Annotated in this window: 24 protein-coding genes; 10 read left to right on the forward strand and 14 right to left on the reverse strand. The window is 63.2% G+C overall.

The genetic code is table 11. The features are described from left to right. Positions 1 to 12: 12 nt before the first annotated feature. Positions 13 to 2,103, forward strand: a complete 2,091-nt coding sequence (pbpC, locus tag KO539_RS18150; protein WP_219310905.1) for a penicillin-binding protein 1C — start codon at positions 13 to 15, stop codon at positions 2,101 to 2,103. Positions 2,104 to 2,105: 2 nt separating this feature from the next. Here pbpC and KO539_RS18155 read toward each other — a convergent pair whose 3' ends face one another. The 12 genes from KO539_RS18155 to KO539_RS30595 all read right to left on the reverse strand — a co-directional run bounded on the left by KO539_RS18155 (position 2,106) and on the right by KO539_RS30595 (position 15,111). Then, positions 2,106 to 3,845 (reverse strand): DUF2875 family protein, encoded by a 1,740-nt coding sequence (locus KO539_RS18155; RefSeq protein ID WP_219310817.1) that lies wholly within the window; start codon positions 3,843 to 3,845, stop codon positions 2,106 to 2,108. Beyond that, positions 3,842 to 6,157: a DUF3274 domain-containing protein gene (locus tag KO539_RS18160; RefSeq protein ID WP_219310818.1), complete on the reverse strand. Its 2,316-nt coding sequence runs from the start codon at positions 6,155 to 6,157 to the stop codon at positions 3,842 to 3,844. Before KO539_RS18160 ends, KO539_RS18155 begins: the two co-directional genes overlap by 4 nt. Positions 6,158 to 6,249: 92 nt before the next feature. After that, complete coding sequence (locus KO539_RS18165) at positions 6,250 to 6,930, reverse strand: hypothetical protein (RefSeq protein WP_219310819.1); 681 nt, start codon at positions 6,928 to 6,930, stop codon at positions 6,250 to 6,252. A gap of 69 nt (positions 6,931 to 6,999) precedes the next feature. Further along, the gene (locus tag KO539_RS18170; RefSeq protein ID WP_219310820.1) at positions 7,000 to 7,329 is read right to left on the reverse strand and encodes a hypothetical protein; all 330 of its coding nucleotides are present in this window, start codon (positions 7,327 to 7,329) and stop codon (positions 7,000 to 7,002) included. Positions 7,330 to 7,494: 165 nt separating this feature from the next. Continuing rightward, positions 7,495 to 7,959 carry a hypothetical protein gene (locus KO539_RS18175; protein WP_219310821.1) on the reverse strand — a complete coding sequence of 155 codons (465 nt, stop codon included), beginning with the start codon at positions 7,957 to 7,959 and terminating at the stop codon, positions 7,495 to 7,497. 27 nt (positions 7,960 to 7,986) lie between these two features. Next, positions 7,987 to 8,421 (reverse strand): hypothetical protein, encoded by a 435-nt coding sequence (locus tag KO539_RS18180; RefSeq protein WP_219310822.1) that lies wholly within the window; start codon positions 8,419 to 8,421, stop codon positions 7,987 to 7,989. Positions 8,422 to 8,537: 116 nt separating this feature from the next. Further along, on the reverse strand, positions 8,538 to 9,884 hold the full coding sequence (locus KO539_RS18185) for a sigma-54 dependent transcriptional regulator (protein ID WP_034758888.1): 1,347 nt from the start codon (positions 9,882 to 9,884) through the stop codon (positions 8,538 to 8,540). 3 nt (positions 9,885 to 9,887) lie between these two features. Then, a complete protein-coding gene (locus KO539_RS18190) occupies positions 9,888 to 11,789 on the reverse strand; it encodes an ATP-binding protein (protein WP_219310823.1) in 1,902 nt (633 codons plus the stop codon). Between the two features lie 30 nt (positions 11,790 to 11,819). Beyond that, positions 11,820 to 12,611, reverse strand: a complete 792-nt coding sequence (locus tag KO539_RS18195; protein ID WP_034786306.1) for an ABC transporter ATP-binding protein — start codon at positions 12,609 to 12,611, stop codon at positions 11,820 to 11,822. A gap of 11 nt (positions 12,612 to 12,622) precedes the next feature. Continuing rightward, positions 12,623 to 13,432 carry an ABC transporter permease gene (locus KO539_RS18200; protein WP_370385376.1) on the reverse strand — a complete coding sequence of 270 codons (810 nt, stop codon included), beginning with the start codon at positions 13,430 to 13,432 and terminating at the stop codon, positions 12,623 to 12,625. Between the two features lie 42 nt (positions 13,433 to 13,474). Beyond that, on the reverse strand, positions 13,475 to 14,476 hold the full coding sequence (locus KO539_RS18205; RefSeq protein WP_035826308.1) for an ABC transporter substrate-binding protein: 1,002 nt from the start codon (positions 14,474 to 14,476) through the stop codon (positions 13,475 to 13,477). Positions 14,477 to 14,874: 398 nt separating this feature from the next. Then, positions 14,875 to 15,111, reverse strand: coding sequence for a hypothetical protein (locus KO539_RS30595; RefSeq protein WP_035826310.1), 237 nt, complete (start codon positions 15,109 to 15,111; stop codon positions 14,875 to 14,877). A gap of 480 nt (positions 15,112 to 15,591) precedes the next feature. Between KO539_RS30595 and KO539_RS18215 the strand changes: the two genes are divergently transcribed. Both KO539_RS18215 and KO539_RS18220 read left to right on the forward strand, forming a co-directional pair. Next, entirely contained in the window at positions 15,592 to 16,092 is a 501-nt protein-coding gene (locus tag KO539_RS18215) for a winged helix-turn-helix domain-containing protein (protein ID WP_223278908.1), read from the forward strand. Positions 16,093 to 16,324: 232 nt separating this feature from the next. Beyond that, positions 16,325 to 17,197, forward strand: coding sequence for a zinc-dependent peptidase (locus KO539_RS18220; RefSeq protein WP_035826313.1), 873 nt, complete (start codon positions 16,325 to 16,327; stop codon positions 17,195 to 17,197). A gap of 9 nt (positions 17,198 to 17,206) precedes the next feature. On the opposite strand, the gene KO539_RS18225 is transcribed toward KO539_RS18220, so the two are convergent. Next, on the reverse strand, positions 17,207 to 17,896 hold the full coding sequence (locus KO539_RS18225; protein WP_035826317.1) for a LytTR family DNA-binding domain-containing protein: 690 nt from the start codon (positions 17,894 to 17,896) through the stop codon (positions 17,207 to 17,209). Next, the gene (locus KO539_RS18230; protein WP_219310824.1) at positions 17,893 to 19,542 is read right to left on the reverse strand and encodes a histidine kinase; all 1,650 of its coding nucleotides are present in this window, start codon (positions 19,540 to 19,542) and stop codon (positions 17,893 to 17,895) included. Before KO539_RS18230 ends, KO539_RS18225 begins: the two co-directional genes overlap by 4 nt. A 164-nt stretch (positions 19,543 to 19,706) precedes the next feature. Between KO539_RS18230 and KO539_RS18235 the strand changes: the two genes are divergently transcribed. From KO539_RS18235 to KO539_RS18265, 7 genes are all read left to right on the forward strand, one after another. Further along, positions 19,707 to 21,797, forward strand: coding sequence for a serine hydrolase domain-containing protein (locus KO539_RS18235; protein ID WP_219310825.1), 2,091 nt, complete (start codon positions 19,707 to 19,709; stop codon positions 21,795 to 21,797). Positions 21,798 to 21,888: 91 nt separating this feature from the next. Further along, positions 21,889 to 22,719: a transporter substrate-binding domain-containing protein gene (locus tag KO539_RS18240; RefSeq protein ID WP_219310826.1), complete on the forward strand. Its 831-nt coding sequence runs from the start codon at positions 21,889 to 21,891 to the stop codon at positions 22,717 to 22,719. 20 nt (positions 22,720 to 22,739) lie between these two features. Next, positions 22,740 to 23,417 carry an amino acid ABC transporter permease gene (locus tag KO539_RS18245; RefSeq protein ID WP_219310827.1) on the forward strand — a complete coding sequence of 226 codons (678 nt, stop codon included), beginning with the start codon at positions 22,740 to 22,742 and terminating at the stop codon, positions 23,415 to 23,417. Continuing rightward, complete coding sequence (locus KO539_RS18250) at positions 23,417 to 24,109, forward strand: amino acid ABC transporter permease (RefSeq protein WP_219310828.1); 693 nt, start codon at positions 23,417 to 23,419, stop codon at positions 24,107 to 24,109. The genes KO539_RS18245 and KO539_RS18250 overlap by 1 nt, the downstream gene beginning before the upstream one ends. Beyond that, positions 24,106 to 24,849, forward strand: a complete 744-nt coding sequence (locus KO539_RS18255; protein WP_219310829.1) for an amino acid ABC transporter ATP-binding protein — start codon at positions 24,106 to 24,108, stop codon at positions 24,847 to 24,849. Before KO539_RS18250 ends, KO539_RS18255 begins: the two co-directional genes overlap by 4 nt. Positions 24,850 to 24,954: 105 nt before the next feature. Beyond that, positions 24,955 to 25,521, forward strand: coding sequence for a glycine zipper domain-containing protein (locus KO539_RS18260; protein ID WP_219310830.1), 567 nt, complete (start codon positions 24,955 to 24,957; stop codon positions 25,519 to 25,521). Positions 25,522 to 25,695: 174 nt separating this feature from the next. Then, on the forward strand, positions 25,696 to 26,052 hold the full coding sequence (locus KO539_RS18265; protein WP_099402604.1) for a hypothetical protein: 357 nt from the start codon (positions 25,696 to 25,698) through the stop codon (positions 26,050 to 26,052). The last annotated feature ends 16 nt before the right edge of the window (positions 26,053 to 26,068 follow it).

A 26,068-nucleotide genomic window follows, 5' to 3' on the forward strand; every position in this document is an offset into this window, starting at 1 on the left:
GTCATCGTTGTCATGGGCTGCCTGCTGGCCGGCCCCGTCTTCGCTGAAGCGATATTGACGCCAGCCCAGGTGCAAGCCGCCTACCGCAGTTCGGAAGCGCAGTTGCTGGACCGCAGCGGTGCACCGCTGCAATCCTTGCGCGTGGACATGAAGGTGCGGCGCTTGCCGTGGGTGCCGTTGGCCGACATTTCACCGGCCGTGCAGCAGGCCGTGCTGCTGGCGGAAGACCAGCGCTTCATGCGTCATGGCGGCGTGGATGTGTCCGCGCTGGCCACGGCCGCCTGGGACAATCTGTTTTCGAAAAAGCCCCGGGGGGCCTCGACCATCACCATGCAACTGGCGGGCCAGCTCGATGCGGACTTGCAGGCGTCCTCGGGCGGACGCAGCCTGCGCCAGAAATGGGATCAGATGCGTGCGGCCCAAGCCATCGAGGATAGCTGGAGCAAGGGGCAGATTTTCGAAGCGTATTTGAACCTCGTGTCATTCCGCGGCGAGCTGCAAGGCATCGCCTCCGCCTCGTACAGCCTGTTCGGCAAGGCACCGTCGGGCCTGAACCAGACGGACGCCATCATCCTGGCCAGCCTCGTGCGGGCACCGAACGCGCCGCCGGCCACCGTCACGCGGCGCGCCTGCGCGCTGGCGAAAGAGTGGCGCATGGACAGCAGTTGCCAGCTGATCGGCCAGCGCGTGCAGACGGCCCTGCAGCGCAACGCGTTGTATGCGGAACTGGCGCCGGCGCCGCAAGTGGCGCAGCAGCTGCTGAAGCAGCCGGGCGCGCAAGTCGCCAGCACCCTGGATGGCCCCTTGCAGCGCTTCGCACAGGAAAATCTGCGCCAGCAACTGGCGTCCTTGCGCGAGCGCAATGTCAACGATGGCGCCATCATTGTGTTAGATAACCGCAGCGGAGAAATCCTCGCCTATGTGGGCAATGCGGGCGGCAGCCACGTCGATGGCGTGACGGCCCTGCGTCAGGCCGGTTCCACCTTGAAACCGTTCTTGTATGAGCTGGCCATCGAGCGCCGCTTGATGACGGCCGCGTCCGTCATGGACGACTCGCCGCTGGACGTCGCCACGGCGTCCGGCATGTACGCCCCGCAAAACTACGACCGCAATTTCAAGGGTTACGTCAGCGCCCGCACCAGCCTGGCCAGTTCCCTCAACATTCCCGCCGTGCGCACGGTGCTGCTGACGGGGCAGGACGGCTTTTATAACCGCCTGAAGGACGTGGGCCTGTCGAGCCTGACGGAAGCGGCCGAGTACTACGGCCCCTCGCTGGCGCTGGGCTCATCCGAAGTGACCTTGCTGGAACTGGCCAACGCCTACCGCGCGCTGGCCAATGGCGGACTGTACAGCACCGCCAGCCTGCAGCCGGGGCAAGCGGGCAAGGACAGGCGCCGCGTGATGGAGCCGGGCGCCGCCTTCATCGTGGGCGACATCCTGGCCGACCGCGCCGCGCGCAGCATGACGTTTGGCTTGCGCAACGAGCTGGGGACAAATTTCTGGAGCGCCGTCAAGACGGGCACGAGCAAGGACATGCGCGACAACTGGTGCATGGGTTACTCGGCGCGCTACACGGTGGGCGTCTGGGTGGGCAATTTTGATGGCAAGCCCATGTGGGACGTGTCGGGCGTGACCGGCGCCGCGCCCGTGTGGCGCGACGTGATGGATTACCTGCACAAGAACGTGCCCAGCCATGCCCCGAAAGTGCCGCCAGGCGTGCTGCAGCAGATGGTGGCGTACCAGCCCGCGCTGGAAGCGCCGCGCCGCGAATGGTTTATCACCGGCACGGAAAGCCCCGTCATCGCCGTGCTGGGCGACACCGTCAAGCCGCCTGCCATCGTGTATCCGGCCGACGACAGCATCCTCGCCATCGACCCCGACATCCCGCCCGCCCTGCAGCGCGTGTTCTTCCAGGCCCAGGGTAGCCGCGATTTGCGCTGGGTGCTCGACGGCAAGGACATGGGCGCTGCGCTTGACAGCATCAGCTGGCGCCCCGTGCCCGGCAAGCACGCGCTGGCCCTCGTCGATGATGCTGGCAAGACGGTGGCGAAGGTGGCGTTTCAGGTGCGGGGGAACGCCTTGGCGCCGCTTGCCGCGCACTGAGATCAGTTCGATGGATAATTCGCCGGGTCGATGGCTGGCGTGACGTAATGCCGCAGCACATCGCCGCCGTGCGGATGCTTTTGCGTGCGGCGTTTTTCGTCCGACGGCGGGCTGACCAGCACGATGGTCGCTTCGTCCGGGTTGCGCAGGTTCACCACGGCGCTGACGCCGCCATCGCGGTAGCTGCCCATCACGGCGATGGCCATTTGCACGAACAGGGTGGCCGCGCCCGTGTTGCCCAGGCGCTGGTCCGTATCTATCCACTGCTGCGGCTTGCCACTGTCGAGTTCCGTGCCACCATCTTCCGCATGGCTCAGCAAGGTCTTGTGCAGCGCCACCAGCTGCGCCTGATTGCCACCGGTGGCGGCGACCAGGCGCGCCGGCGCGGCGGGGCGCTCGGCTTCCGGCAAGCTTCGCAAGGCTTGCTGCCAGCCCGCCTGCAAGGCTTGCTCGCGCTGATCGCGCCGCGTCAGGGGCTTGCCGTGCTCATCCGTCATCCTGACAAACGTGGGCCGATGGATGAAACCGAAGGTCGGCAGGCGGTCCAGCTGCGCCAGCTGTTCCTTGTTGAAGGGCAAGGGAAACCAGGGCGTGGGTTGCCAGTCTTTGGGCGGTTGGTAGGTCTTGTGCTGGAGCCTGTCGAGCATGCTGAAGCTGCCCGTGCCGCGGATATCGGAGCGCTGCGCGAATTGCGCGGCGACGGGGAGCCATTCGGAGATTGAGGGCTGACGCTGGGTGAATGCACTCGGGTCTTCTTTTTTGTCTGGATGGGGCACTGCTCGCATCAATTTGTCATATGCCAGATACAGGCGCCGCGCCACGCCGTAGGTGTTGAGGTCATCGACGCTGTCCTCGGGCGGCGCATCGTCATATGCAAACTTCCGCACGGCGTCGATGCGCTCACGCCTGGCCAGCACGAACAGAGCGGAGGCGTCGGGCATTTCGGGAATGTAGTAGCCATCTTTGAGCAATTCGGGAGTGTCGGGACTGCGATTGATATCGCGCGATTCCATGCCATCATGCGAATTCAAGATGATGTATGGCACGTCAGGATGGGCGTCAAAAAATGCGAAAACATCTTCTAGAATATGCTCGGGATGTTCCTCGAAGCGTCGTGGCCCCGCCACAAACAGATGCCAGTGCATGCCGGAAGAGGCGGTGCTACCTGCCAAACCCATAATGGGCGAGTGTGGTGTATCTTGCAGTGCAGGATCTGCAATGGGACCTTCGGCGTTAAAGATGGGCACGGCAAAATACATAGGGGTGTTCAGCGCGCCATTTTCGAGCGAGTCGCCTGCGCGTCCCCCACTGGTGCCTGCTTTGTCCTGGCTGCTCCATGGATATTTCTTCTTATCTTGTTCGCGGATGCTGGCATAGGCATTTCCCTTTTGCAGGGCTTCCCACAATTTCCCTTGTCGGTATTTGTCCAGGGTGACGCCGAGACCGATAACCTCCAGCACATATTCCCGCTTTTCCTGTTCGCTGGGTACCATCTGCTGCACTTGCGGCTTTGCGACGACCATAGGCTTGGACGAATGCAGCCAGCGTGAGCCTAGCAATGTGGCTGCCACGAGAGGCGGGATCAGCAACAGCCCATGCAGGTACTTCAAGACTTTGCTGCTCATCGTGGACTCCAGCAAGAAAGGTGATGGGCTGATCAGTAATGACCAAAGCAATAGCAGTGCCAGTACACTGGCGACTGCATACAGCGGATATTGCAAGCGGAGGAATAAGCTTTTCATCTTGGTATTTCGTCGCTGGCTTTATGGACGACCGGCGTGACGACTGAATCAGTACGCCTGCCGTTGACTATTTCACATACAACGGTGGAAGGCAGGCCCTCATGTAGGGCGGGAATACAAGCGGGAAGTTCTCCCGAACTGTAATAGCGCGCATTACCTACGATGATCGCTTTACGCGCCGCAGGCTCGGCAGACAAGTAAACCGCGAAATTTTTTGCAAAGGTATCCCATTTCAATATGGATGGACGTGGTATTTTGTCATCTGTTTTCAGCCGCCAATCCGCCACCGCACACAAATACCGATAAAAACTCGGATCGCTGCTCGCCTTGCCCCCGCCGATGGCCACGTCATACGCCGTCACGTTGCGATGGTTTTCCGCGTTGCCGATGATGGCCCCGTGGAAGGATTTTGGGCTGACCTCGTTCTGCCAGCGCTTGCGCGCCTCGTTCGGCGTTTCTTCGCGGTCGACAATCAGCTTGTCGCCGCCGCCCGGATGGCGCGAGACGCGTTCTATCCTGCATTGGTCGCCCGCTTCCTTGCCCAGGTTCAAGGCTTTTTCCACTTGATCGCGCTCGCCCGCGCCGAACATTCCGACGCCGTACTCGGGAATGCGATGTTTGAGCGGCCGCGGGTCGGCGATGATTTCCTGCTTGCGCATCTGCAAACCTTTCTTGCTGGTCACCGCGATGGCCGCATCGATTGGGTCGACTTCCTCGCACGGTCCTTGCTGGTCGCGCGGCAGCCTGGCCTGGTCGGACTCCTTCGGGAATTGCCCAGGGCGGATCTCGCCGCCGTCGAGCACGGCTTTCCCGGGTACGCGCAAGGCTTCGCCATTGATCGTGCGCAAGCCTTCGCGCCGACCCGCTTCCGTGGAAAAGATATTCCATTTGCTGGGTTTGACGGGCGGCCATGGCGCCTCGTCATGGTTGCCGCGGTGGCCCCGGTTGGCGCCGGCCACGTGGGCATGGTCGTCCTCGCCTTCCAGCCGCAGGGCGAAGTCGTGCGGCGGCGTGCCTACCAGCACCGGCCCATTGTTTTTGCCAGCCGCATCGGGGCGCTGTTTGTTGGTAAACACACGCTGGTAAAATCCTTTACCCAGTTCCGCTAGCGGTTGCCGGCGCTGGAAATCCTTTTCCCAGTAGGTGGGACCGTCACCCCAGATGCTTTTGTCCGTCTTGCCCTTGGTTTTGGACAGGCCATGGCCATCGATGTGGTCGGGTATGCCTTGCCAGCCGATGCCCTGCATATTATCCAGTGCCACCGTCATGTCTTCGGGGCAGAAGTACAGGTAAACCTTGCCCCGGTTGTCGCGGTCAGCTTCCGCGCGCCATGCCGCACCTGCCATGCCATGACAGACGGCGTGATCCTTGATGTGCGCAAAGGCGGGCGTGGCGTGCTTTTTTGCCACCACTCCTTGCACGATCTGCGCCAGGGTTTGCAGGCGCGCATGCAGGGTTTGGCGGTTGTTGATGGCGTCGTACTGGCTTTCCATTACCGCATCCCGGCCGCCGCCAAAGATGCGGCTCGATTCCGCCGCGCCGAAGAACATGGTCGTGTCTTCCACCAGACTGTAGGGCGGATGCGTGAGGATCAGCGTGTCGGCGGGTCGCTTGCCTTCGTCGAGCAGGAAGGCTTGCGCCAGCAGCGAGATCAAGCAGCCCTGGCTGTGCGCGACGATGGAAACCACGTCGTCGCTGTCGTAATCGCGGATCATGGCGATGAGCGCGGCCAGGCGCTTGGCGGCCAGCACCATGTACATGCGGCCCGGCGCCGTCTTCAAAGGGCGTACGGGATCGCCGCCCACGTCGTACGGAGAGAATAATCCCTTGTTCCACATGTCGGGCAGGGTATTGGTGGCATTGCCGAACGGGCCGCCGTTCTTGGACATATCCTTGTCCAGGCGGTTGCCATAGCGGTCCGTGTTCTGGCCGTTGACCACTTTGCTGGCGTTGCCTTGTTCGCGAAAGCCCCAGTAAAACGGGATGACGGGACTGTACGTCGTGTCATCATGCTTGCGTTTGAAGTAGACGGCGTCCGGATCGGCGATCACTTCACGCTTGTCGGCCTCCTGTGGCAGGCGGTAGGTGGCCGGGGTGAACACGTGGCCGCCGCCATACATGCGCGCATCGAGTCCCTGGCAGAGTCCTTTTTCCACGGCGCCAAAACTGGTGCCGACGTCGTTCACGCCATGGATGACGATGACGTTGCCCGGCAGTTCAGGGCGGATGCGCACGATGGCGTCGTTGAGGCGGTCGCCATGGAGCAGGGCGGTACTCTTGCCGCTGGTGTAGGGAAGTTTGGGATACGCCATCGCCGCTCCATGCTGACCAGGCAGGCCAGTGTAGAGTGGCGGGATGGCGGATTAATTGCGTTTACGCAAGCATTGCGGAAAAGAAGGCGGTCTTACGGTGCACTGATGATCTTCGTCAGCGCAATCCGATACGCCGGCTGGACTTCGCCATTCTTGTCCAGCTTGTCCGTCATGATCACGCCGAAACCCTGCGCGTACCATACGTATTCGCCGCTTTTGCCTTTGCTTTTGCCGCCCACGTCATGCAGTTCGAACTTGCAGGCGTCGGGGAAGCGGCGGCCGCCCAGTTCCAGGCGTTCCCAGCCCAGGAAGGTGATGGAGAAATTGCGCTCGTCCGTGCGCGTCGAGGTGGTGATCTTGTCGGACAGGCCCGCCAGCGGGTAGTGGGTGCTCGTTTGCGTGTCCGAAAATTGCACGCGCACTTCCTGGCCGGGGCGCATGGTGGCGGGGATGGCGGACTGCGGCGTGTAAACGTTCTTGCTGCGCACGGTGCCGTCTTCATTGTAGTGGACGTTGCCCGTGAGGAATACCTGGCCATCGCGGATGTCCTGGTAGGACGTGGCTAGCAGCACGCCGCCGTTGAGGATCAGCTGCATGCCCTTTTGTGTCTTGCCCTCGAATAGTTCCTCGACGTTGACTTGTGCGTCGCCATTGTTCTTGCTGAATTTGATGCCCGTCGTCAGTTCCATGCACTCGCCCACCGTGGGCGCCGCCTGTACGCCCGCGGCCGTCAATACCCCTGCCGCCATCATTCCACACCATGCTGCTTTCATTGTCTTCCTGGCTATCTTGTAAAGGCGCGATGATAGCGTGCCTGAAAGCAACGTGGCGCAGCGCTGACACTATTTCGTGGGGGCGACGGGGATGCTGGGCACCGCTGGTGTGGACGCTGGCGGCTCGGTTGGAGCGCCGGCGTGGGGCTTGTTTTCCGGGTTGGCTGTCGGCTTCCCGCGCCGCGTGCGTTTGTCCGTGCGTGTTTTGCTGGTCTTGCCGTCGTGGATCAGCTTGCCTTTGTTGTCGAGCTTGTCGGAGGCATCCGATTGCTGGCCCGGATCCCTGGCATTGTTGGTGTGGTTGCCCGTCTGGTTCAGATTCGTCGTCGACTGGGCTTGCACCCAGGCGCCGCCAACGGTCATCAGGGTGGCGGCCAGCAAGAGAGCGGGAGTTTTCATGGTGCGTGTCCTGTGTAGAAAGTTGGGATATTGCTGTCGAGACTGGATTGTCACATGCGTGCCGCCGTTTCCAAGTAGGAATATGCCGCATGCGCGTGTGAGCATATTGCCAGTGTTCAGGCATGCTGGCTTGCACGCAAGCGCAGGCGCCGTGCGCTCAGGCCGTCACGCACGCACCACGCCAGCGAGATGGCGCCCATGGCGGCCAAGCCACTGGCCGGGGCCGCTGGGCGGCAGGGCTTGCATGGCCGTCGGCAGGGCCAGCCAACCGGGCAGCGCCTGCAGCAGCAAGGTGGCGACCACGCCCAGGTTAATGAATAGCAGGACGTGCAGGATGCGTTCGGGCACGGGCAAGCGGCGCGTGTCGCCTTCGACCACGGTGTCGCGCAGCGAGACGAGTATTTCCGCCAGCAGCAAAGCTACAGGCCAGCAAGCGAGCCAGCCATGCCAGCTGAACAGGCCCAGCGAGGGGAACAGCAGGCCGAAGATGGCTTCGCGGGCGTTGTGCAGGCGCTGCTCGGCGGCCGCACCCGGGCGCGACGGCAACCGCACGAGCAACTCGTGGTTGAGGATGACGTCGATCCCGCCCAGCAGGCCGTGCAGCAGCAGCGCGGCCTGCAGCGCCGTCATGGCTATCCCGTGCCGCGTTGCCGGCGTTTAGCGGCCAGGCTGGCGCGGCGGTACCACGCCCGTGTTGCCCGACGTGCCAGAGGTGCCGGTATTGCCGGAAGTTCCCGATGTCCCCGATGTCCCCGACGTGCCTGTACCGCCCGTATTGCCGTTCATGTTCTGCGTGCCGCTGCGCGCGGTGTTGCCTGCGGACTGGCCAGCGCTGCCCGGGGCACCGCCGCCCGAGTTGGTACCGCTGGTGGATTGTCCCGCGCTGGTCGATTGTCCCGTATCGTGGTTGCGCGATTTGCCGGATTTCTTGTGCTGTTTCTTGCCATTCTTGCGCGTCGTCGTCGCGTCGTCTTGCGATGTTTTTTGCTGCGCGGACGTACCGGTGTTGCCAGTGCCCGTCGATTGGGCCTGTGCCAGGGCGCTTGCACTACCGAACAGCAGGATGGCCAGCATCAATGCGGATGGTTTCATGGGAACTCCTTCTCTTGGCAGGAAGTGGAGTCACGATTCTGGCATGCGCGGGCAGGCCGGCAAGTAGGAGCGCGCCGCCCGCAGCTGTGGGTGCATGGCTGGCCGCGGCGCAGGCGTCAGCGGAACTGCTCGGTGGAAATATCGAAGCGCTTGAGCTTGTCGTACAGGGTTTTCTTTGGAATATTCAGGCTGGCAGCCGCGTCGATGACGTTGCCGTTGTGGCGGCGCAAGGCTTCCTCGATGATGGAAATCTCGAAGGTGTCGACTTGCTCGGCCAGCGACGCTTCGCGGCAGCCGGCCGGGCTGAGGGTGTCGTCAAGCAAGCCCAGCACGAAGCGGTCGGCCACATTGTGCAGCTCGCGCACATTGCCGGCCCAGCGCTGCGCCATCAGCGAGGCGATCAGTTCGCCGCTGACGAGGGCGGCCGGCTGACCATAGCGCAGCGCTGCCTGCAGCACGAAAAATTCGAACAGCAGGGGGATATCTTCGCGCCGGTTGCGCAGGGCAGGCAGGGTCAGGCTGGCCACGTTCAGGCGGTAATACAGGTCGGGCCGGAATTTGCCCTGTTCCGCCAGCACATTCAAGTCTTCCTTGGCGGCGGCAATGACGCGGAAATTGACGGAAATCAGTTTATTGGAACCGAGCCGCTCCACCTGCCGCTCCTGCAGCACGCGCAGCAGTTTCACTTGCAGGGCCAGCGGCATGCTTTCGATTTCATCGAGAAACAAGGTGCCGCCGTTCGCGTATTCGATCTTGCCGATGCGCTGGCGCTGCGCGCCCGTAAACGCCCCTTCCTCGTGGCCAAACAGTTCCGACTCGAAGATCGATTCGGGCAGGGCGCCGCAGTTGATCGCCACGAAAGGGTGGTCGCGCCGCTCGCTGAAGTCGTGTAGGCAGCGGGCGATGAGTTCCTTGCCGGTCCCCGTTTCACCGAGGATGATGATGTCGGCAGACTTGGGCGCCAGGTTCAGCACCAGCTGGCGCACCTTGGCCATGGCCGCGCTGCGGCCCACGATGCGCGCTTCGATGCCGACCCGCTGCTCGAGCTGGCGGCGCAAGTTCATGTTTTCCAGCACCAGGTGGCGTTTATCCAGGGCGCGGCGGCACACTTCCACCAGCAAGTCGGCGGAAAACGGTTTTTCGATGAAATCGTAGGCGCCACGGCGCATGGCGCCCACGGCCATCGACACGTCGCCGTGGCCCGTGACGAGGATGACGGGCAGGCTGGCATCCTGCGCCACGGCGATATCGAGCAGTTTCAAGCCATCCATGCCGGGCAGCTTGATGTCGCTCAATAAAATGCCGGCAAATTCAGGCACCAGGTAGGGCAGCGCTTCCTCGGCCGTGGCCACGGCCGTCACTTGCAGGCCCGCCAGTTCCAGAGATTGCCGGGCGCCCTTGCGTACGACGGCGTCGTCTTCCACCAGCAGCACTTGCATGCCTTCAAAATTATTCTCGTGCATTCCCTATTCCTTCGTCTCTATCTTATGCTCCCCCGGGGCGCAGCTCAGGGTGATGGTAAATTGTGCGCCGCCCCCTTCCTGCGCGCTGCGGTTGCGCACGGCCAGGGCGCTGCCGGCCGCGCGCAGTATGCCTGCGCTGATCGATAATCCCAAGCCCAGCCCGTGTTCCTTGGTGGTATAGAAGGGGTCGAAGATCTTGTCGAGCGAGGCCAGCGGGATGCCGGGGCCATTATCGGTGATATGCAGCACGGCGAGGTCGCCTTCGCGGCGCACCTGGAACCAGATCTGCACGGGCTCGTTTTCCGGCACGGCATCCATGGCGTTGGTGATCAGGTTGGTGAACACTTGCTCCAGGCCGATGGCGTTGCACAGCACGATGATGTCGTCCTCATGCCAGTTTTCATGCAGGGTCAAGCGCTGCGAATGCTTGCGCGTGCGGATTTGCAGCATGGTTTGCGCAAATGCCTGGCGCACGCTGACGGGCTTGCGCGCATCGTCGCTGCGCCGCGCAAAGCCTTTTAATTGCGAGGTCACATAGCCGAGCCGCTTGACGAGGTCGGAAATGGTCGACAGGTTGTCGAGCGCATCGTCGATGCGGCCCCTTGCCAGAAACACCTTGGCATTGTCGGAAAACGTTTGCAGGGCGGCCAGCGGCTGGTTCAGTTCGTGCGTCACGCCGGCCGCCATCTGGCCGATGGCCGCCAGCTTGCCGCTTTGCACCAGTTCCGCCTGGGCATAGCGCAAGGTCTGTTCGGCCCGCTCGCGCTCGGCCACCTCGGCTTGCAGGCGGCCGTTCGCGTGGACCAGGTCGGCTGTGCGCTGCTCGACCTTGATTTCCAGCTGTTCATAGGCGCGCGCCAGGGTTTGTTGCGCATTGAGCTTGTCGGCGATGCGGCGCCGGCGCTGGCGCGCATACATCAGGGCCAGCAGCAGCAAGGCCCAGCCCAGCGCAGCGGCGATGGCCGCGTTGCGCGCCGCCTCGTCAACCTGGTCGAGTTCGGCCAGCACGGTGATCTGCCATTGCAGCGGACCCAGGGCGCGGTTCACGGCGAGGTAATCCACCTTGTCCGCGCTGCCGGACAGGGCCGGCGTGTCGCCCGCCTGCGGTCGTTCCAGTGTCATCACGCTGGCGCCATCGGCGAACTGGCGGCTGACACGGTGCGGCAGGATGGGCAGGTTTTCCTGCAGGAACTGGCGCTGTTCGCTGATGTTGTTCTTCGCGGCCGCCGACAGCGGGGCCAGTGTCTTGAACTTGAAGGCGGGTGTGGTGGCCAGGATCAGCACGCCATTTGCATCCTTGACCCAGATCTGTTCGCCAGCGCCGGGCGTGCGCCACGATTGCTCGATCCAGTCCAGGTTGACCTTGGCGGCGACGATGCCGATGATGCGCCCGTTGCGCTGCACGGGTTGCGAAATGAAATAGCCGGCTTCGAAGGTCGAGGCGCCAATGCCGTAGAAGCGGCCGATGCCGCCCGCGAACGCATCCTTGAAGTAGGGCCGGAAACCGTAGTTGACGCCGACATACGAGCTGCGCTCTTGCCAGTTGCTCGACGCCAGGGTCGTGCCCTTGTCATCGAGCACGTAGACGGCAAAGGCGCCCGCGCGGCGGTTCATGTCGACCAGGTAGGCGTTGATCTGCGTGACCTTGTCGGCGCTGGGCTGCTCCAGCAATTGCGCCACGGCATCGCTCTGGGCCACGGCCAGGGGCAGGAATTCGTATTTATTGAGGGCGCCGCCGATGGATGCCGCATACAGTTCCGCGCGCGAATCGAGCGTGCGGTGCAATTCATCGAGCTGGCGCTGCTGGACCCAGGCATACGACGCCCACGTCAGCACGACCAGCGACCCCACGGCCAGCAGGGGGACGAATGGCCTTGGGGTCTGACCCGCCGGGTCAGACCCCAAATAAGTTTGCGGTCGCTTAATCAAGCTCCCTCAATCGGCGGTACTGGCCATGGTTTCGGCATTGTGATGACGCTGCTGCTCTTCCATCACCATCTCGCCCAGCATGCGTTTCAGGCGGTTGAACTCGGGGTCGCTCGGGTCGCGCGGGCGGGGCAGGTCGATGGCCACGTCGCGCTTGATGGTGCCGGGACGGTAGGTCATGACGATGGTGCGGTCGGCCAGGTAGATCGATTCCTCGATCGAGTGCGTGACGAACACGATGGTGGTGCCGAAGACTTTCCAGATTTTCAGCAATTCATCTTGCAGGTTGCGCCGCGTCAAGGCATCCAGCGCGCCGAACGGTTCATCCATCAGCATGATCGGCGAATCGAGGGCCAGCACGCGTGCGATCGCCACGCGTTGGCGCATGCCGCCCGACAAGTCTTTCGGGTAGCGGGCACGGAACTCCGTCAAGCCCAGCATGCTCAGCAGCATGTCGACGCGTTCCTTGATCTCGGCTGGCGTCTTGCCGGCGATTTCCAGGCCGAACGCGATATTGCTCTCGATGGTCATCCAGGGGAACAGCGCGTATTCCTGGAACACCATGCCGCGGTCGGGACCGGGCTCGGTGATCAGCTTGCCGCCGGCCAGGATCTGGCCCGACGTCGGCTGTGAAAAGCCGGCGATGGCGTTGAGCAGGGTCGACTTGCCGCAGCCCGACGGCCCCAGCAGGCAGATGAACTCGCCGCTGGCGATTTCCAGGTTGATGTCCTTCAGGGCGATGACGTCCGCGCCGCCCGTGGTGAAGATTTTGTTGACTGCATTGATATTGATCGTGGTCATGGCCGTTCCTCTCAGTGTTCCAGGCCGCGGTGCCACTGCAGCAAATGATTATTCAGGGCATTCATGGCGATATCGATGGCCAGGCCGAACAGGCCGATGGTAAACATGCCAGCGATAATCTTGTCGGACCAGAAGTACTCGCGCGCTTCGAGGATGCGGAAGCCGAGGCCGCTATTCACGGCGATCATTTCCGCCACGATCACGACGATGAAGGCCGTGCCCATGCCGATGCGTGCACCGGCCAGGATGTACGGCGTGGCTGCCGGCAGGATGACGCGGCGGAACATGGTCATCTGGCTGGCGCCCAGGTTGCGCGCGGCGCGGATGTAGATGCCGTCGACCTGGCGTACGCCGGCGATGGTATTCATCAGCACGGGGAAGAAGGAACCGATGCTGATCAGGAAGAAGGCGGGCGGGTTGCCCAGGCCGAACCACAAAATTGCCAGCGGAATGTAGGCGATCGGCGGAATCGGGCGCAGCACCTGCACCAGCGGGTCGAACAGTTTATAGATGGTCTTGTTGGTGCCCATCAGCAAGCCCAGCGGCAAGGCCAGGCCGGCGCCGATGGCAAAGCCGCCCAGCACGCGCGACAGGCTGGCCCAGGCGTCATGCGGCAGTTCGCCGGAGAACATCCACACCAGGTAATTGCCCGCTTCGGGCGTGTACGCTTCCATGGGGATCAGGTATTCATACCATTTCACGACCACGGCGACGGGCGAGGGCAGGATTTGCGGGTTGATCCAGCCGAACGTCGACATGGCTTGCCACAGCAGCAGCACGGCGACGGGCACGGCGGCGCCGTGCGCGAAGCGTTTCATCATTTGAATATTCATCGTGATACTTTCAGATTAGCGAGGTCGTGGTTAGCGTGGTGCGTAGGACTTCTTGGCTTTTTCCAGCAGATCCAGCTTGACCCAATCCTTGGCGGCAGGCGCTTTGGCCATGCGGCCCACGCCGAATTTCACCATGTAGTCGGTGGTCAGCTGCACGTGGCTTTGCGTGATGTCTTCCGTGAAGATGGCGTTGTCGATGGCGTCGCGGTAATCGTCGGAGGTGATCTGGTTCTTGAACATCGATTCGCGCACGTATTTTTCCGCCAGTTTCGGGTCGGCCAGGAAGGCGCGCGTGGCAGCGACGAAGCAATCCATGAAGCGCTGGGCCACGGCCGGCTTTTCCTTGTACATTTTTTCCGTCATCACGAGCGCGCGCACAGGCTCGCCCAGCGGCGTGTCGTAAGGCTTGAGGATGGCCGCGCCGTATTTCTTGTGGATCGCCTGGGTCGAGTACGGCTCGGACTGGCTCATGACATCGATATCCTTGGTCAGCAAGGCCTGGTTCAAGTCCGGGTAGCCCATGTACAGGATCTGCACGTCCTTGCCCGGCTTGTCGGACCAGGTCAGCTTGGCCTTGGTCAGTTCGGCAAACAGCAGGATTTCCTGCGGGCCGCCACGCGTGACGCCGACTTTCTTGCCTTTCAGGTCGGCGATGCCCTTGATGTTCAGGTCGGGACGGCCGACGATCTGCACGCCGCCCTTGGCGAAGCCGCCCACCAGGTACACGGGCAAGCCCGTGGCGCGGCCCGTGATGGCCGCTTCCAGCGCACTGGCGGACACGTCAATTTCACCGGCGATCATGGCTGGCACGATGTCGAGGCCCTTGGCGAAGATGCGCTCTTCAATTTTCAAATCGTATTTCGGCGCGATTTCCTTCATGTAGGCGACGGCGCCGTAATGGGCGAATTTCAGGTTGCCCAGGCGAACCAGGTCGGCCGCATGGACGGCCAGCGGGAATTGCGCGGCCAGGGCGACGGCCACGGCCAGTGCCTTGGTGTTCAGGAAGGACGAGATGCGGAAGGTGCGTGCCATGCTGTTGTCTCCAAAAGGTAGATGGTTTTATATAGTGGGTCAGGCTGCCGCTCTGATGGCGGTTATGAAAATATAAAAGCATCTTCCGTGCCAGTGGAGCGCATTTTGGCGTTTATTGCAAGTGATTGTTTATAAAGGTTTAATTTGAATCCATTGAAAATGGGAAATGGCGGGATTCCGCTTTTCCGCACGGCGAGGGGAAAGGCTGTGCGGATAGCCGCATTTCCGGTGGCCGCTTCGAGGTTGGCTGGCGGGGCCGCATGCCGGTGAACCTTCAGGGCGCGGCCGACTCCAATCGTAAAAAAAACGCGTTGCAAACAGGCTGGCAACGCGTAACTCCCCCGTGGAGTAGGGGCGGCGCCGCGCGGGCGCCTGATGGATAGCTCCGTCTGCCGGGCTTACTTTGGCGCCGTGGCCGGTGGCAGGGCGGGCGCCGTGGCGGGATCGGTCAGCGGCGCAGGCGGCGTCGTGCTGCCAGGGCCTGTGTCTGGCGTGGCTGGCGTGACGGGGGCCGGCATTACTTGTGGCGCGGAACTGGGATTGGGCGCCGTTTCGGGCAGGGGCGCCTCGGCCGGTTTTTTACAGGCGGACAGGCTGACGAGCAAGGCGGCGGCCAACAGGGCAGGTATTTTCATGATGTTTCCTTTGCAAGAGTCGAAGGATCGCGATGCGGGCGGCAGGCGCTGCGCGCGAAGCTTGAATTTATTGCAATGGCGCTTGCGCTTCTGTTCGCTATTTCACTTTGCGCCACGAATGGGAGCACACGGTAGTCATACAGGGATTTTAGATGTCATTTTTAGATGCCATGCGAGAAATGATTCGGTAGGGCAATATTTTTCACTTTCTTGCTTCTAATGTTCGTTAACGCACAGACCGTAGCCGCCGACACAGGCATTCTGTGCCCAGACGCTCAGGATTCGTGGTGTTCTGGTATAAAAATTGCCAAGAACTTAACAATTCGGGCTACCGGCAATCTGTTTAAAAGGAGTATTCAAATGCATGCAATGACTCAGTCTCACGTGAAGAGCGAATTAAAGGCAGCGCACCAGGAACTTCGTAGCCCCGAAAAAGGCTCGCAAATGGTAGAACGCGCAGCACCCATCCCCCCGGAACGCATGAACCCCATTTCCATGGCACCGATCGAGCGCGTGCGTTCGACGTCGGCAACCCTGCGCCGCATCGAAAACATGCAAAAGCTGATCGGCGAATTGTCGCTGCACGAGATGCTGGCCGATGAAATCGCCTGGTTCCTCAAGTTTTCGCCATCGGGCGCCCGCAAATACATCCGCGACCTGCGCGAAGCGGGCGTGATCGAACTGGCCCGCTACATCGAAGGCACCGCCACCTACCTGGGCAAGGCAGTGTACCAGCTGACGCCAGACCCTGAGCGCGTGCGCGCCTTCCTGGCCGCCATCGTCCAGCCAAAACGCGAAGGCGCGCCACCGCGCAAAGACCGTCCAGGCTTGCGCGAGCAAAGCATGGCAGGCAGCGGCCGTCACTTCCACATCCTGGCCGATGACACGCATTACGCCATCCGCGTCAACCGCGGTCCCGTGACGCGCGATCCGCTCGTCGCTGCCTTGTTCGGTGCGCCACAGCAAAAGTCGGCCGAGTAACACCTGACGGTTTAGTCAGGCGTTGTGAGCTTGTAATGAAAGCCGGGTTACGCCCCGGCTTTTGGCGTTGGCGCAGGCCGTTTCACGTAGTCTGATTGAAAAGACTGCAAGCATCCCCATGTGGGCTGGACTGTTGCCCGCGACGCGGGTTCACTTGAAGGAGCTTGTCCTTGTCTGCCTACGCCGTGTCCCTTTGCCCCATTGGCCTGATTGTCCCGCAGCGGGCCGCCGCATGAACCCGCTGCTGTGGATCGCCCTCGTCACGGCCGCCATCGTCTTGTCGCTGTGGTTTCCCCGCTGGCGCCTGAAGCGGGCGCTGTCCAGGCCCTTGCCGGCTGAAGGCCTGGCCGTGCTGGAAAAGAATATCCCCGTGTATCCGCGCATGCCTGCGCCGCTGCAGGAGCAGTTGCGCCGCCTCGTCGTGCAATTCCTGTATCAGAAGAAATTCGTCGGTTGCGGCGGCCTGGAGATCACGGACGAGATGCGCTACACCATCGCGGGACAGGCTTGCTTGCTGCTGCTGAACCGCCAGACGCAGGTGTATCCGGAACTCGACACCATCCTCGTGTATCCGACGGAATTCATCGTCACGCGCGATGAAGTGGGACCGGGCGGCGTGGTGACGCCATCGGCGAATGGTTTATTGGGCGAATCCTGGGGCGATGGCAGAGTGGTGCTGGCCTGGGATCACGTGCAGCGCGGTGCGGCCGACTGGACCGATGGCCACAATGTCGTGCTGCATGAATTCGCCCACCAGCTCGACAGCGAATCGGGCGCCGCGAATGGCGCACCTTATCTGCCCAGCGTATCGAGCTACCGCAGCTGGGCCACGGTGCTGTCGCGCGACTTCGACAACCTGCGCCACGACGCCATCTACCAGCAGCACAGCGTGATGGACCATTACGGCGCCACGAATCCCGCCGAATTCTTTGCCGTGGCCACGGAAACCTTCTTTGAAAAGCCATACCAGATGGCTGAGCACCACGAGGAGCTGTACGCGCAATTCTTGCAGTACTACAAGGTCGACCCGCGCGACTGGATGGCGCCGCCCGTGGAAGCCGAGCACATGGCTTCGCCATTTCCCAATTTTGCCCAGCACTGGTAAGCGGGGACTTTAGCCCAGCAGCCGCTGTTTCAGCGCGGGATAGCTGCTGCGCGAGACGGGAATGCCCGTGCTCGTCTGCGTATCGAGCGCATACTTGCCGCCCGCCGCGATCTGCAGCCGCTTGAAACCGAGGCTGTTGACGATGTAGGAGCGGTGCACGCGCAGGAAGTGCGATGGCAGCAAGGCCATGAGCTTGTCGATGGCCAGGTCATGAAAACACTGTTCGCCGCTGCGCAGCACGATATTGCTGTAGTGGCCATCGGCTTGCACGTGGTCGATGTCGGCCATGGCGATCCATTCCAGCGCCCCCCGTTTCTTGACGGCCAGCGAAGCGGCGTCCGTGTGCCGCTCCGTGTAGCGTTGCAGCGCCTTGTGCAGGCGTTCGCGGCTGAACGGCTTGGCAACGAAGTCGAGCACGCCGAACTCGAAGGCCGTGATCGAGCGTTCCGCGTGGGCCGAGACGATGATGGTCTGGAAGCGTGCATCGGCGGCCAGGCGCAGCAGCTCATAGCCGTCGGCGCCGTGCAGATTCAAGTCCAGCAACAGCAAGTCGACTTGTTCCTGGGCCAGGGCGGCCAGCGCTTGCGGCACATTGTCATGCAGTGCGAGATTGCCGAGACGCTTGCCGAAATGCGCGCGCACCTCGCGTTCGAGGCCTTGCGCGATCAGCGGTTCATCTTCCAGTATCAATACATTCATGGCGCCGCCGGCAAGGTAAAGGTGAGGCGCCAGCCTGCCTGCTGCCGTTCGCTGGCATAGTGGGCCATGTCGCCAAACACGGCGTGCAGGCTGGCGCGGATGTACTGTTCGCCCACGCCGCCGCCCGCATGCGGGCGCGCTTCGCCTTCGGGCAAGAGCAGGGTGAGCACCTGCGTTTGCGCATGTCGTGCGATGCGCAGGATAAAGGCCGCGCCGTGGCGGTAGCGGTTGTGGCTGAATGCATTTTCCAGCGCCGTCAGCAACAGCGCCGGCGGCACGGTGATGCCCGCCGCTTCGCCGTCGAGCAGCAGGCTGCACGGCTGCTGCAGCCGCGTGCCCATGATGCTCAGATAATTCTGGCACAGGGCCAGTTCCTGCGTCAGGGCAATGCTGGGCTGCTGGGCAAACTCGTTGAGCATGCGCAACTCGGCGCCCAGCGCTTCGATGAAGGTTTCGGCCGCCTGCGGCGATTGCGCGTTAAGTTCGCTGATCAGGCTCAGGGAATTCATCAGAAAATGCGGCTGCATGCTTTTGCGCAAGAGCTGGTTTTCCAGCTGCTGGGCGCTCGCTGCCTTGCTGCGTTCGCGTAGCAGTTGCGCCAGCAATTGCGCACACAAAGGCAGTAGCAAAAAGCACACGACGAGGGCGAAGCCGCCTTCGGCAAACTGGCTGCCCGTCAGCAGGAACAGGGCGCATGAGGCCAGCGCGATCAAGGTGCCGCCGCGGCTGCCCGGCAGACGGCGCCACACGGCGATCAGGTTGAGCGCCAGGCTCGCTGCCAGGCTCGTCAAAAACATCCACCAGCAGCGAGCGTCGAAATGCGCGGGCAGCGCGCCGGCCAGCGCGATGCATGCCAGCAGTACCACCGCCGCCAGCGGCCAGCGCGGCAGGCGGTAGGCCGTATAAAAATACAGGGGCAGCAAGGCGGAAAACAGCCAGGTCAGGGCGCTGACGGCGTACAGGCGCAGCAAATGCATGGGGTAGGCATAGCCGGCAAAGCTGCGCCAGAGTTCCGCCACCAGCAGCAGCGCCGCTACCAGGCACAGCGTGGCGAACATGGCCCAGTGCCGTTGCCGCTGGTACAGCGCCGTGAGGGCCAGGAAGAGCAGGGCGACGGCGCCCAGCGCCCCGGCCAGCAGCAGTGGCGGCAGCCGGTACCAGGCCAGCCCCGTGCGGTAGTCTTGCCGATCGACCAGATACAGCGCATAAAAGGGCGACGCCAGGTGCGCTGGCACCTGCTGCGTCGACAGCAGCAGGCGCAAGTGGTGCGTGCCCATGGTCAATTGCTGGGGCCTCAGGTGGATGGCGAAATCGATGTCGCCCGCGCGCTCCCCGCTGGCCTGGCGGGCCGGCTGGCCATTGTTGCCGATCAAGTCGCCGTCCAGCCACAGCTCGCTGGAAGCCAGCGCCGACAGCACCAGCAGCTGCGTCGACGAGGGCGTGGCGGCCAGGGTGACGACGCGCTCCACGCACAGCAGCTGGCCCGGCCGCACCAGTTGCTGCAGCGTGGCGGCGGGTGCGGACGGCGGGTTGCCGCAGGCGCGCCAGCCTTCGTCCAGCCAGAGCGGAGTCATGGCGCAGGCGAACGAGGGCAAGGCCAGGCAGCACAGCAGAAGGCAGCGGAAGAAGGAGGGCATGGCGGGCATTGTAGCTGCTCATTTGCCAACCATTTGCAACATTTTCATCCACTTTGGTGTCGTTCGTGCGGGCTGCGTGCATTTCGTGCACGGCCCGACAATAGTGTGTGAAAGACACTTACCATGCATCAGCGCCGTGCTGTGCACACGGCCCTCACCATGGAATCATGACTATGCAAAGCAGCAAATACTACGGTTTCGCCGGCGCGCTGGCGCTGTTCTGCGGCGTGGCGCAAGCCGCTTCCGCGCCCTCATCGGCTCCCTCCGCTACACTGGCCGCGCGCCTGGCGGAGTTCGACGCCTGGGTCGCCCAGCGCATGGGCGCGGAACGCATTCCGGGCGTGACCGTCGGTTTCAGCCAGGGCGACGTGGAATGGGTAAAAGGCTATGGCTATGCCGACCTGGAAAACCGCGTGCCGGCCACGGCCCGCTCCAGCTACCGGCTGGCGTCCGTCACCAAGCCCATGACGGCGGTGGCCATTTTGCAACTGGTGGAACAGGGCAAGATCGACCTGGATGCGCCCGTGCAAACCTATGTGCCGTACTTCCCCGTCAAGCCGTTCCCCGTGACGGTGCGCCAGCTGCTGGGCCACCTGGGCGGCATCGACGCCTACCGCAACAGCCAGGTGGAACAGCATTTCAAGGAGCACAAGGATACGCGCCAGTCCATCGCCGTCTTCGAGCAGTTCGACCTGATCGCCGAACCGGGCACGCGCTTTCGCTACACCAGCTATGGCTACAACTTGTTGGGCGCCGTCATCGAGGGCGCCTCGGGCGAAAGCTATGGCGGCTACATGCGGCGCCACGTGTGGGGGCCGCTGGGCATGGACGCCACCGTGCTGGATGACCCGGACGCCGTGATCGCCCACCGCGTGCGCGGCTACCGGCTGGCCGGCAAGGAGTGGAAGAATTCGGAATTCGTCGACATCAGCAGCCGCTTTTCGGCCGGCGGCACGCGCGCCAGCGTGCCCGACATGCTGGCGTTCGGCAGGGGCGTCCACGACGGCAAGGTACTGTCGGCGGCCAGCGTGGCCGCCATGGTGCAGCCGATGGCCACGCGCGCCGGCCGCTTGACGAACTATGGCATGGGCTGGGAAATCTTCCCCACGGGCGGGCGCTACGCCATTGCCCACAGCGGCCAGCAGCCGGAAACCGTCACCTATCTGTACAGCTTTCCCTCGCGCAAGCTCACCCTTGCCGTCGCCGCCAATCTCGAGCGCGTCAATCCGGAAGCTTTCGTGCAGCGCCTGTTCGAGGTGCTCACGGGCGAGCCGTGGCAGCTGAACACGTATATCGCCGATGCGGGCGCGCAGCGCGCTTACCAGGTGGCGCAAGGCCTGTTCGAGGAAGGCCGGGCATATGCCGAGCGCACGGATCAGCCGTATGCCGATGCGGCCGCCACGCGCGAGGCATTTATGCAAATCAACGGGCAAGCGCTGGCGCCCGACGCCAGGGCGGCGCGCGCCTACATCGACGCGGCTCGCCATCCTGCGGGCGGGCGCGTGTTTCTCACGGCCGGGGCCAGCATGGCCAGGCAGTTGCGCGAGGCGGGCGTCGACCTGAATCACTATGCGCGCGGCGGCGCGCTGGCATTTGCGCGCGACTATGTCCTGTTGTCGCAAGGGACAAAGGCCGGCGCCTTGCCCCGTTTTGAGGCCGCTTTCGAGCAAGCCATCGTGGCCCTGGCCGGCAGCTGGGACCGCACGGCCGCCATCGCCTGGCCGGCAGCGCCCGTCCTCACGGCAGCACGCGATGGCCAGCTGCGCGCGGCCTTCCGCGGCCAGCGCGCCTATCCCGATTTCGTGCCCGAGTTGCTTGATCTGGCGCAAGCATCGGCCGCGCGCGGCGAGACAGACGCGGCGCTGGCGGCCAGCCGCCTGGCCGTGGAACTGTATCCGCTCAGCGACCGCGCGCATGCGCTGCAAGGCTTGACCTTGCTGCGCGCCGGCAAGACGGAACCGGCCCTCGCCGCGCTGCGCCTGGCGCTGGAGCGCGACCCGCTGGGCGCGGCCAGTCCGGCGGCGCTGAATCTGGAAGCGTATCGACTGAAAGGCAGCGGCGCCGTGGCGCAAGGCATGGCCGTGCTGCAGGCGGCCGTCAGCCTGCATCCGCGCGACGCGAATTTGCAGGACAGCCTGGCCGAGTTTTATGTCGAGCAAGGCTTGCGCCCGCAGGCCGTCGAGGCCTATCGCCAGGCGCTGCAGCTCGATCCCCGCTATCCGGGCGCCGTGGGCGCCAGGGCGGCGATCATCCGCCTTAGATGAATTCTTCATATGCAAGGCTGAAAAGATTCCTTTTTGGAAATAAGCGTGCTGCGGTCTAATGGCGGCATTCGTTATCCACCAGAGGAATTCCATGCAGACCCGCCTTCATTTCGCCGCGCTTCTTTTCACTTCCATCGCCTTTGCGCAGGTGGCGCAAGCGGACCAGCTGGCCGCCATCAAGGCAAAGGGCGAGCTGGTCTGCGGGACCCTGGGCACGGACGAGCCGAACAGCTTCATCGACGCCAGGTCGCGCCAGCTGGTCGGCTATGAAGTGGACCTGTGCCGCGCCATCGCCCAGGGCCTGGGCGTCAAGCCGGTGATCAAGCAGCTGGCCGTGGCCGCCCGCATTCCCGAATTGCAGCAGGGCCGCATCGACATCCTGACGGCGTCCCTGACGCACAACAAGGAACGCGAAGCGCTGGTCGATTTTTCCCTGTCCACGTTTTACACGGGCCAGCGCGTGCTGGTCAAAAAAAGCAGCAATATCACGACGGTCGCTGGTCTGGCCGGCAAGAAAGTGCTGACCGTCAAGGGCGGCACGCAGGAACCGAATATCCGCAAGGCCGTGCCCGGCGTGGACGTGGTGACGTTCGAGACGGCGGGCCAGGCCTATCTGGGCTTGCAGCAGGGAAAAGGCGTCGGCTATGTCGACGATGAAGTCTCCTTGCTCAACAACTACGCCAAGCTGGGCGCCGCGCAAAAAGACTATATCGTGCTGCCGCAAAACATCAGCCAGGAAGTGTTTGCCTTCGGCATCCGCAAGGGCGAGACGGGCGTGAAGACAGCCGTCGACCAGGTGCTGCGCGGGCTGGAGAAATCGGGCGAGGCGGAAAAACTGTTTTTCAAATGGTATGGCCCCACCAGCAACGTCAAATTTCAAAAACGTACCTTCAAGATCGACTCGGACAAGATCGACGCCTGATCCTTGCCTGACGCTTCCGCATGTTTGATCTGAACTTTCTGCTGGCCGGCGATTACCGCGACTGGTTGCTCTCCGGCCTGCTGCTATCCCTGCAACTGATGGGCATCACCTTGCTCTTGTCCTTGCCGCTGGCGTGCGGCGTGGCCATGCTGCGCCTGGCGCCGTCGCGTCTGCTCAATGGGCTGGGCGCCGCGTATGTCGAGCTGATCCGCAACGTGCCCTTGCTGGCCCACTTCCTGTTCTGGTATTTCGGTGCGCCCGAATTGCTGCCCGATACGTGGAAGGAACGCTTGTATGCCGGCAATATCGAAGCCGTCAGCGCCGTCACGGCCCTGACTTTATATACGGCCGCCTACATGGCGGAAGACATCCGCAGCGGCATCCGCGCCATTCCTGCCCAGCAATTCGAGGCGGGCAGGGCGCTGGGTTTCAGCTTTCTCGCCACCATGCGCCTGTGCATCGTGCCGCAGGCGCTGCGGCTGGCCGCGCCGCCGCTGCTGTCGCAAACCCTGAACCTGTGGCAAAACACCAGCATCGCCACCGTCATCGGCGTGGCCGAGCTGATGTACCAGACGCAGCGCGTGGAAGCGGCCTCGTTCCGCAGCGTGGAGGCCTTCGTCTTCGCCAGTGCTGCCTATCTGGCCGTGTCGCTGGTGATCGCGGGCCTGGCGGCCTGGCTGCAAAAGAAGGTGTGCTGATGCTGGAACTGCTCCATGATTATTGGCTGTATTTTCTCGTCGGCCGCTATCCCGAGGGACCTTTGGGCGGCTTGGCGCTGACGGTCGTGCTGGCCAGCCTGGCGCTGGTGCTGAGTCTGCCCGTTGGCTTGCTGCTGGGACTGGCGCGCCTCAGTCCCTGGCGGCTGCTGCGCTGGCCCGTCGCCGCGCTGATCCACGTGGTGCGGGGCATCCCCTTGCTGCTCGTCATTTTCTGGGCGTATTTCTTCCTGCCCAGCATCACGGGCCATGAAAGCGGGCAATTCGGCACCATGCTGGCGGCTCTCGTCATCTTCGACGGCATTTATCTGGCGGAAATCGTGCGTGCCGGCGTGCAAGCCGTGCCCACGGGCCAGGTGGAGGCGGCCCGTTCCCTGGGCTTGAACTACCTGGACAGCATGCGCCAGGTCGTGCTGCCGCAGGCGCTGCGCCACATGCTGCCGTCCCTGGTCAACCAGTTCGTCTCGACCATCAAGGAAACCTCGCTGGGCACCATCATCGGCCTGGCCGAAGTGTCGTTCATCGCCTCGCAAGTGAACGGCCTGGTGCTGACGAAACCCGTGCAAGTGTATTTTTTGCTGGGCATGACGTACTTTGTTTTATGTTTCAGTCTGTCGCGCGCCGCCTTCTGGCTTGAGCGGCGCCAGGCGCGTCTCTTGAAAGCGGCAGCATGATCAGCTTTGACAACGTCAACAAATACTATGGCGACTATCACGCCTTGCGCGGCATCAATGAACACGTGGCCAAGGGCGAGGTGCTGGTCGTGTGCGGGCCGTCCGGTTCCGGCAAGTCGACCCTGATCCGCACCATCAACCGCCTGGAGGCGATCGCTTCGGGCCGCATCACGGTGGCCGGCCAGGACATCCACGCGCCGGGGCTGGACGTGAATGCCTTCCGCTCGCACATCGGTTTTGTGTTCCAGCAATTCAACCTGTTTCCGCATCTTTCCGTGCTGGACAATTGCGCGCTGGCGCCGCAGCGCTTGCGCGGCCTGACCCGGCGCGAGGCGGAAGAGCGGGCGCTGGCGTTGCTGGACCGGGTGGGCCTGGCGCACAAGGCGCGCGCCATGCCGGCGGCCCTGTCGGGCGGGCAGCAGCAGCGCGTGGCCATTGCCCGCGCGCTGGCCATGCAGCCGCCGCTGATGCTGTTCGACGAGCCGACCAGCGCGCTGGACCCGGAAATGGTGGGCGAGGTGCTGCAAGTGATGCGCGACCTGGCGCAGGGCGGCATGACGATGGTGTGCGTGACGCATGAAATGGGCTTTGCGCGCGAAGTGGCGGACCGCGTCTGGTTCATGGACCACGGGCAAGTGCTGGAACGGGCCACGCCCGAGGATTTCTTTACGCGGCCGCAACATGCGCGCGCGCAACAATTCCTGTCCGATATCCGCAGCCCGTTCAGCGCGGCCGCATGATTGGCGGCTGTGTGCGCAAGCGAACGGTATTTCGCCGGCGGCAGGCGCACGCTAGCCAGGCAAGCGGCGCACGGTGCGCCAGCAGCCGACGAGGAGGGCCGTATCATGTCACGCATCATCGCAGGTCATTTTCAGTTGCAGGAACAGATCGACGCCGCGCGCGCGGCCCTGAACCAGGCGGGCTTTCCCGACAGCCGCATCAGCGCCTTCTTTGTCAACCAGCCGGGCCAGCACGACTTGCATGCGCTCGGTGGCGACCGCGACATGTCGCCGGGAGCGAAAGAGACGCCGGAAGGCGTGGTCGAGGGCGTGGCTGTCGGGGCCGCCGTCGGGGCGGGCATCGGTGCGGCCACCACCCTGGCGACGGGGCCGCTTGGCCCGGTGGTGGGGGCGCTCGTGGGCGCGCACGTGGGCTCGCTCTACAGTTTCAACAAGATGAAGGACGCGGGCGAGCCGGAAGAAAATGGCGAGGGGAACGCCGAAAACCGCCGCCAGCCACGCCATCCGGGCATGCTGATCGCCGTCGCGCTGGGCGGCCCCGACGAGCGCCAACGGGCGCTCGAAGCGTTGCACCGGCTCGGCGCCGAGCATATCGAGGAAGCGGAAGGCACGATCGCCAATGGCGACTGGCATGATTTCGACCCGCTCAGCATTCCCGTGCTGGTGGCGTGAATTCATAAATTCCGAGCTGCATGAAATTTAGGTATGATCCTTGTTAGTATTAGTAATTATTGGTAAATAATGCCGACAGGGATAGTTTCCGCGCGCCCGTAGTGACACTGGACCAAGGTGACTGCCTGTAGTACTTGCCTCGCATGCTAACGAGTATGGATAGGAGGGCGCGTCATGACACAGGCATGGTTCATTCTGACACGGGCCGATGGGCGCGACATCTGCGCGCCCTCGCCGGCACAGCTGGCCGATGCGCTGGCCGAGGTCTACCGCGGCGGCGTCACGCAGGACGGCAGCCCGGCCGCCGTCCTGTTGCGCTTTGGCTACGACGATGGCCTGATGTATCAGGTCGAGGTCGCTAGCGGAGGCGAAGTCACTTTCGAGGAGTGGTCGGACCGCGATTGTGAAATCGCCCTGGCCACGCCGCGTCACATGTCGGCCCTGCCGCAGGACGACGCGCTGCAGCTGTGGCAGTGGCTGGCGCAGCGCCAGGTGGCGAAGATCCGCAGCCAGCCCTGGCAGGGCGGCTAACCCTGCCATCAGCCCA

Source organism: Janthinobacterium sp. NKUCC06_STL (assembly GCF_019345455.1).
GTDB classification, from domain to species: Bacteria; Pseudomonadota; Gammaproteobacteria; order Burkholderiales; family Burkholderiaceae_D; genus Janthinobacterium; species Janthinobacterium rivuli.

Coding starts and splice junctions, on each gene's coding strand:
- KO539_RS18260 (WP_219310830.1), top strand. CDS start 24,955: ATGTCACGCATCATCGCAGGTCATTTTCAGTTGCAGGAACAGATCGAC.
- KO539_RS18235 (WP_219310825.1), top strand. CDS start 19,707: ATGCAAAGCAGCAAATACTACGGTTTCGCCGGCGCGCTGGCGCTGTTC.
- KO539_RS18160 (WP_219310818.1), bottom strand. CDS start 6,157: ATGGCGTATCCCAAACTTCCCTACACCAGCGGCAAGAGTACCGCCCTG.
- KO539_RS18165 (WP_219310819.1), bottom strand. CDS start 6,930: ATGAAAGCAGCATGGTGTGGAATGATGGCGGCAGGGGTATTGACGGCC.
- KO539_RS18205 (WP_035826308.1), bottom strand. CDS start 14,476: ATGGCACGCACCTTCCGCATCTCGTCCTTCCTGAACACCAAGGCACTG.
- KO539_RS18225 (WP_035826317.1), bottom strand. CDS start 17,896: ATGAATGTATTGATACTGGAAGATGAACCGCTGATCGCGCAAGGCCTC.
- KO539_RS30595 (WP_035826310.1), bottom strand. CDS start 15,111: ATGAAAATACCTGCCCTGTTGGCCGCCGCCTTGCTCGTCAGCCTGTCC.
- KO539_RS18185 (WP_034758888.1), bottom strand. CDS start 9,884: ATGCACGAGAATAATTTTGAAGGCATGCAAGTGCTGCTGGTGGAAGAC.
- KO539_RS18155 (WP_219310817.1), bottom strand. CDS start 3,845: ATGAAAAGCTTATTCCTCCGCTTGCAATATCCGCTGTATGCAGTCGCC.
- KO539_RS18200 (WP_370385376.1), bottom strand. CDS start 13,432: ATGATGAAACGCTTCGCGCACGGCGCCGCCGTGCCCGTCGCCGTGCTG.
- KO539_RS18170 (WP_219310820.1), bottom strand. CDS start 7,329: ATGAAAACTCCCGCTCTCTTGCTGGCCGCCACCCTGATGACCGTTGGC.
- pbpC (WP_219310905.1), top strand. CDS start 13: ATGGGCTGCCTGCTGGCCGGCCCCGTCTTCGCTGAAGCGATATTGACG.
- KO539_RS18255 (WP_219310829.1), top strand. CDS start 24,106: ATGATCAGCTTTGACAACGTCAACAAATACTATGGCGACTATCACGCC.
- KO539_RS18240 (WP_219310826.1), top strand. CDS start 21,889: ATGCAGACCCGCCTTCATTTCGCCGCGCTTCTTTTCACTTCCATCGCC.
- KO539_RS18265 (WP_099402604.1), top strand. CDS start 25,696: ATGACACAGGCATGGTTCATTCTGACACGGGCCGATGGGCGCGACATC.
- KO539_RS18215 (WP_223278908.1), top strand. CDS start 15,592: ATGAACCCCATTTCCATGGCACCGATCGAGCGCGTGCGTTCGACGTCG.
- KO539_RS18195 (WP_034786306.1), bottom strand. CDS start 12,611: ATGACCACGATCAATATCAATGCAGTCAACAAAATCTTCACCACGGGC.
- KO539_RS18245 (WP_219310827.1), top strand. CDS start 22,740: ATGTTTGATCTGAACTTTCTGCTGGCCGGCGATTACCGCGACTGGTTG.
- KO539_RS18220 (WP_035826313.1), top strand. CDS start 16,325: ATGAACCCGCTGCTGTGGATCGCCCTCGTCACGGCCGCCATCGTCTTG.
- KO539_RS18180 (WP_219310822.1), bottom strand. CDS start 8,421: ATGAAACCATCCGCATTGATGCTGGCCATCCTGCTGTTCGGTAGTGCA.
- KO539_RS18230 (WP_219310824.1), bottom strand. CDS start 19,542: ATGCCCGCCATGCCCTCCTTCTTCCGCTGCCTTCTGCTGTGCTGCCTG.
- KO539_RS18175 (WP_219310821.1), bottom strand. CDS start 7,959: ATGACGGCGCTGCAGGCCGCGCTGCTGCTGCACGGCCTGCTGGGCGGG.
- KO539_RS18250 (WP_219310828.1), top strand. CDS start 23,417: ATGCTGGAACTGCTCCATGATTATTGGCTGTATTTTCTCGTCGGCCGC.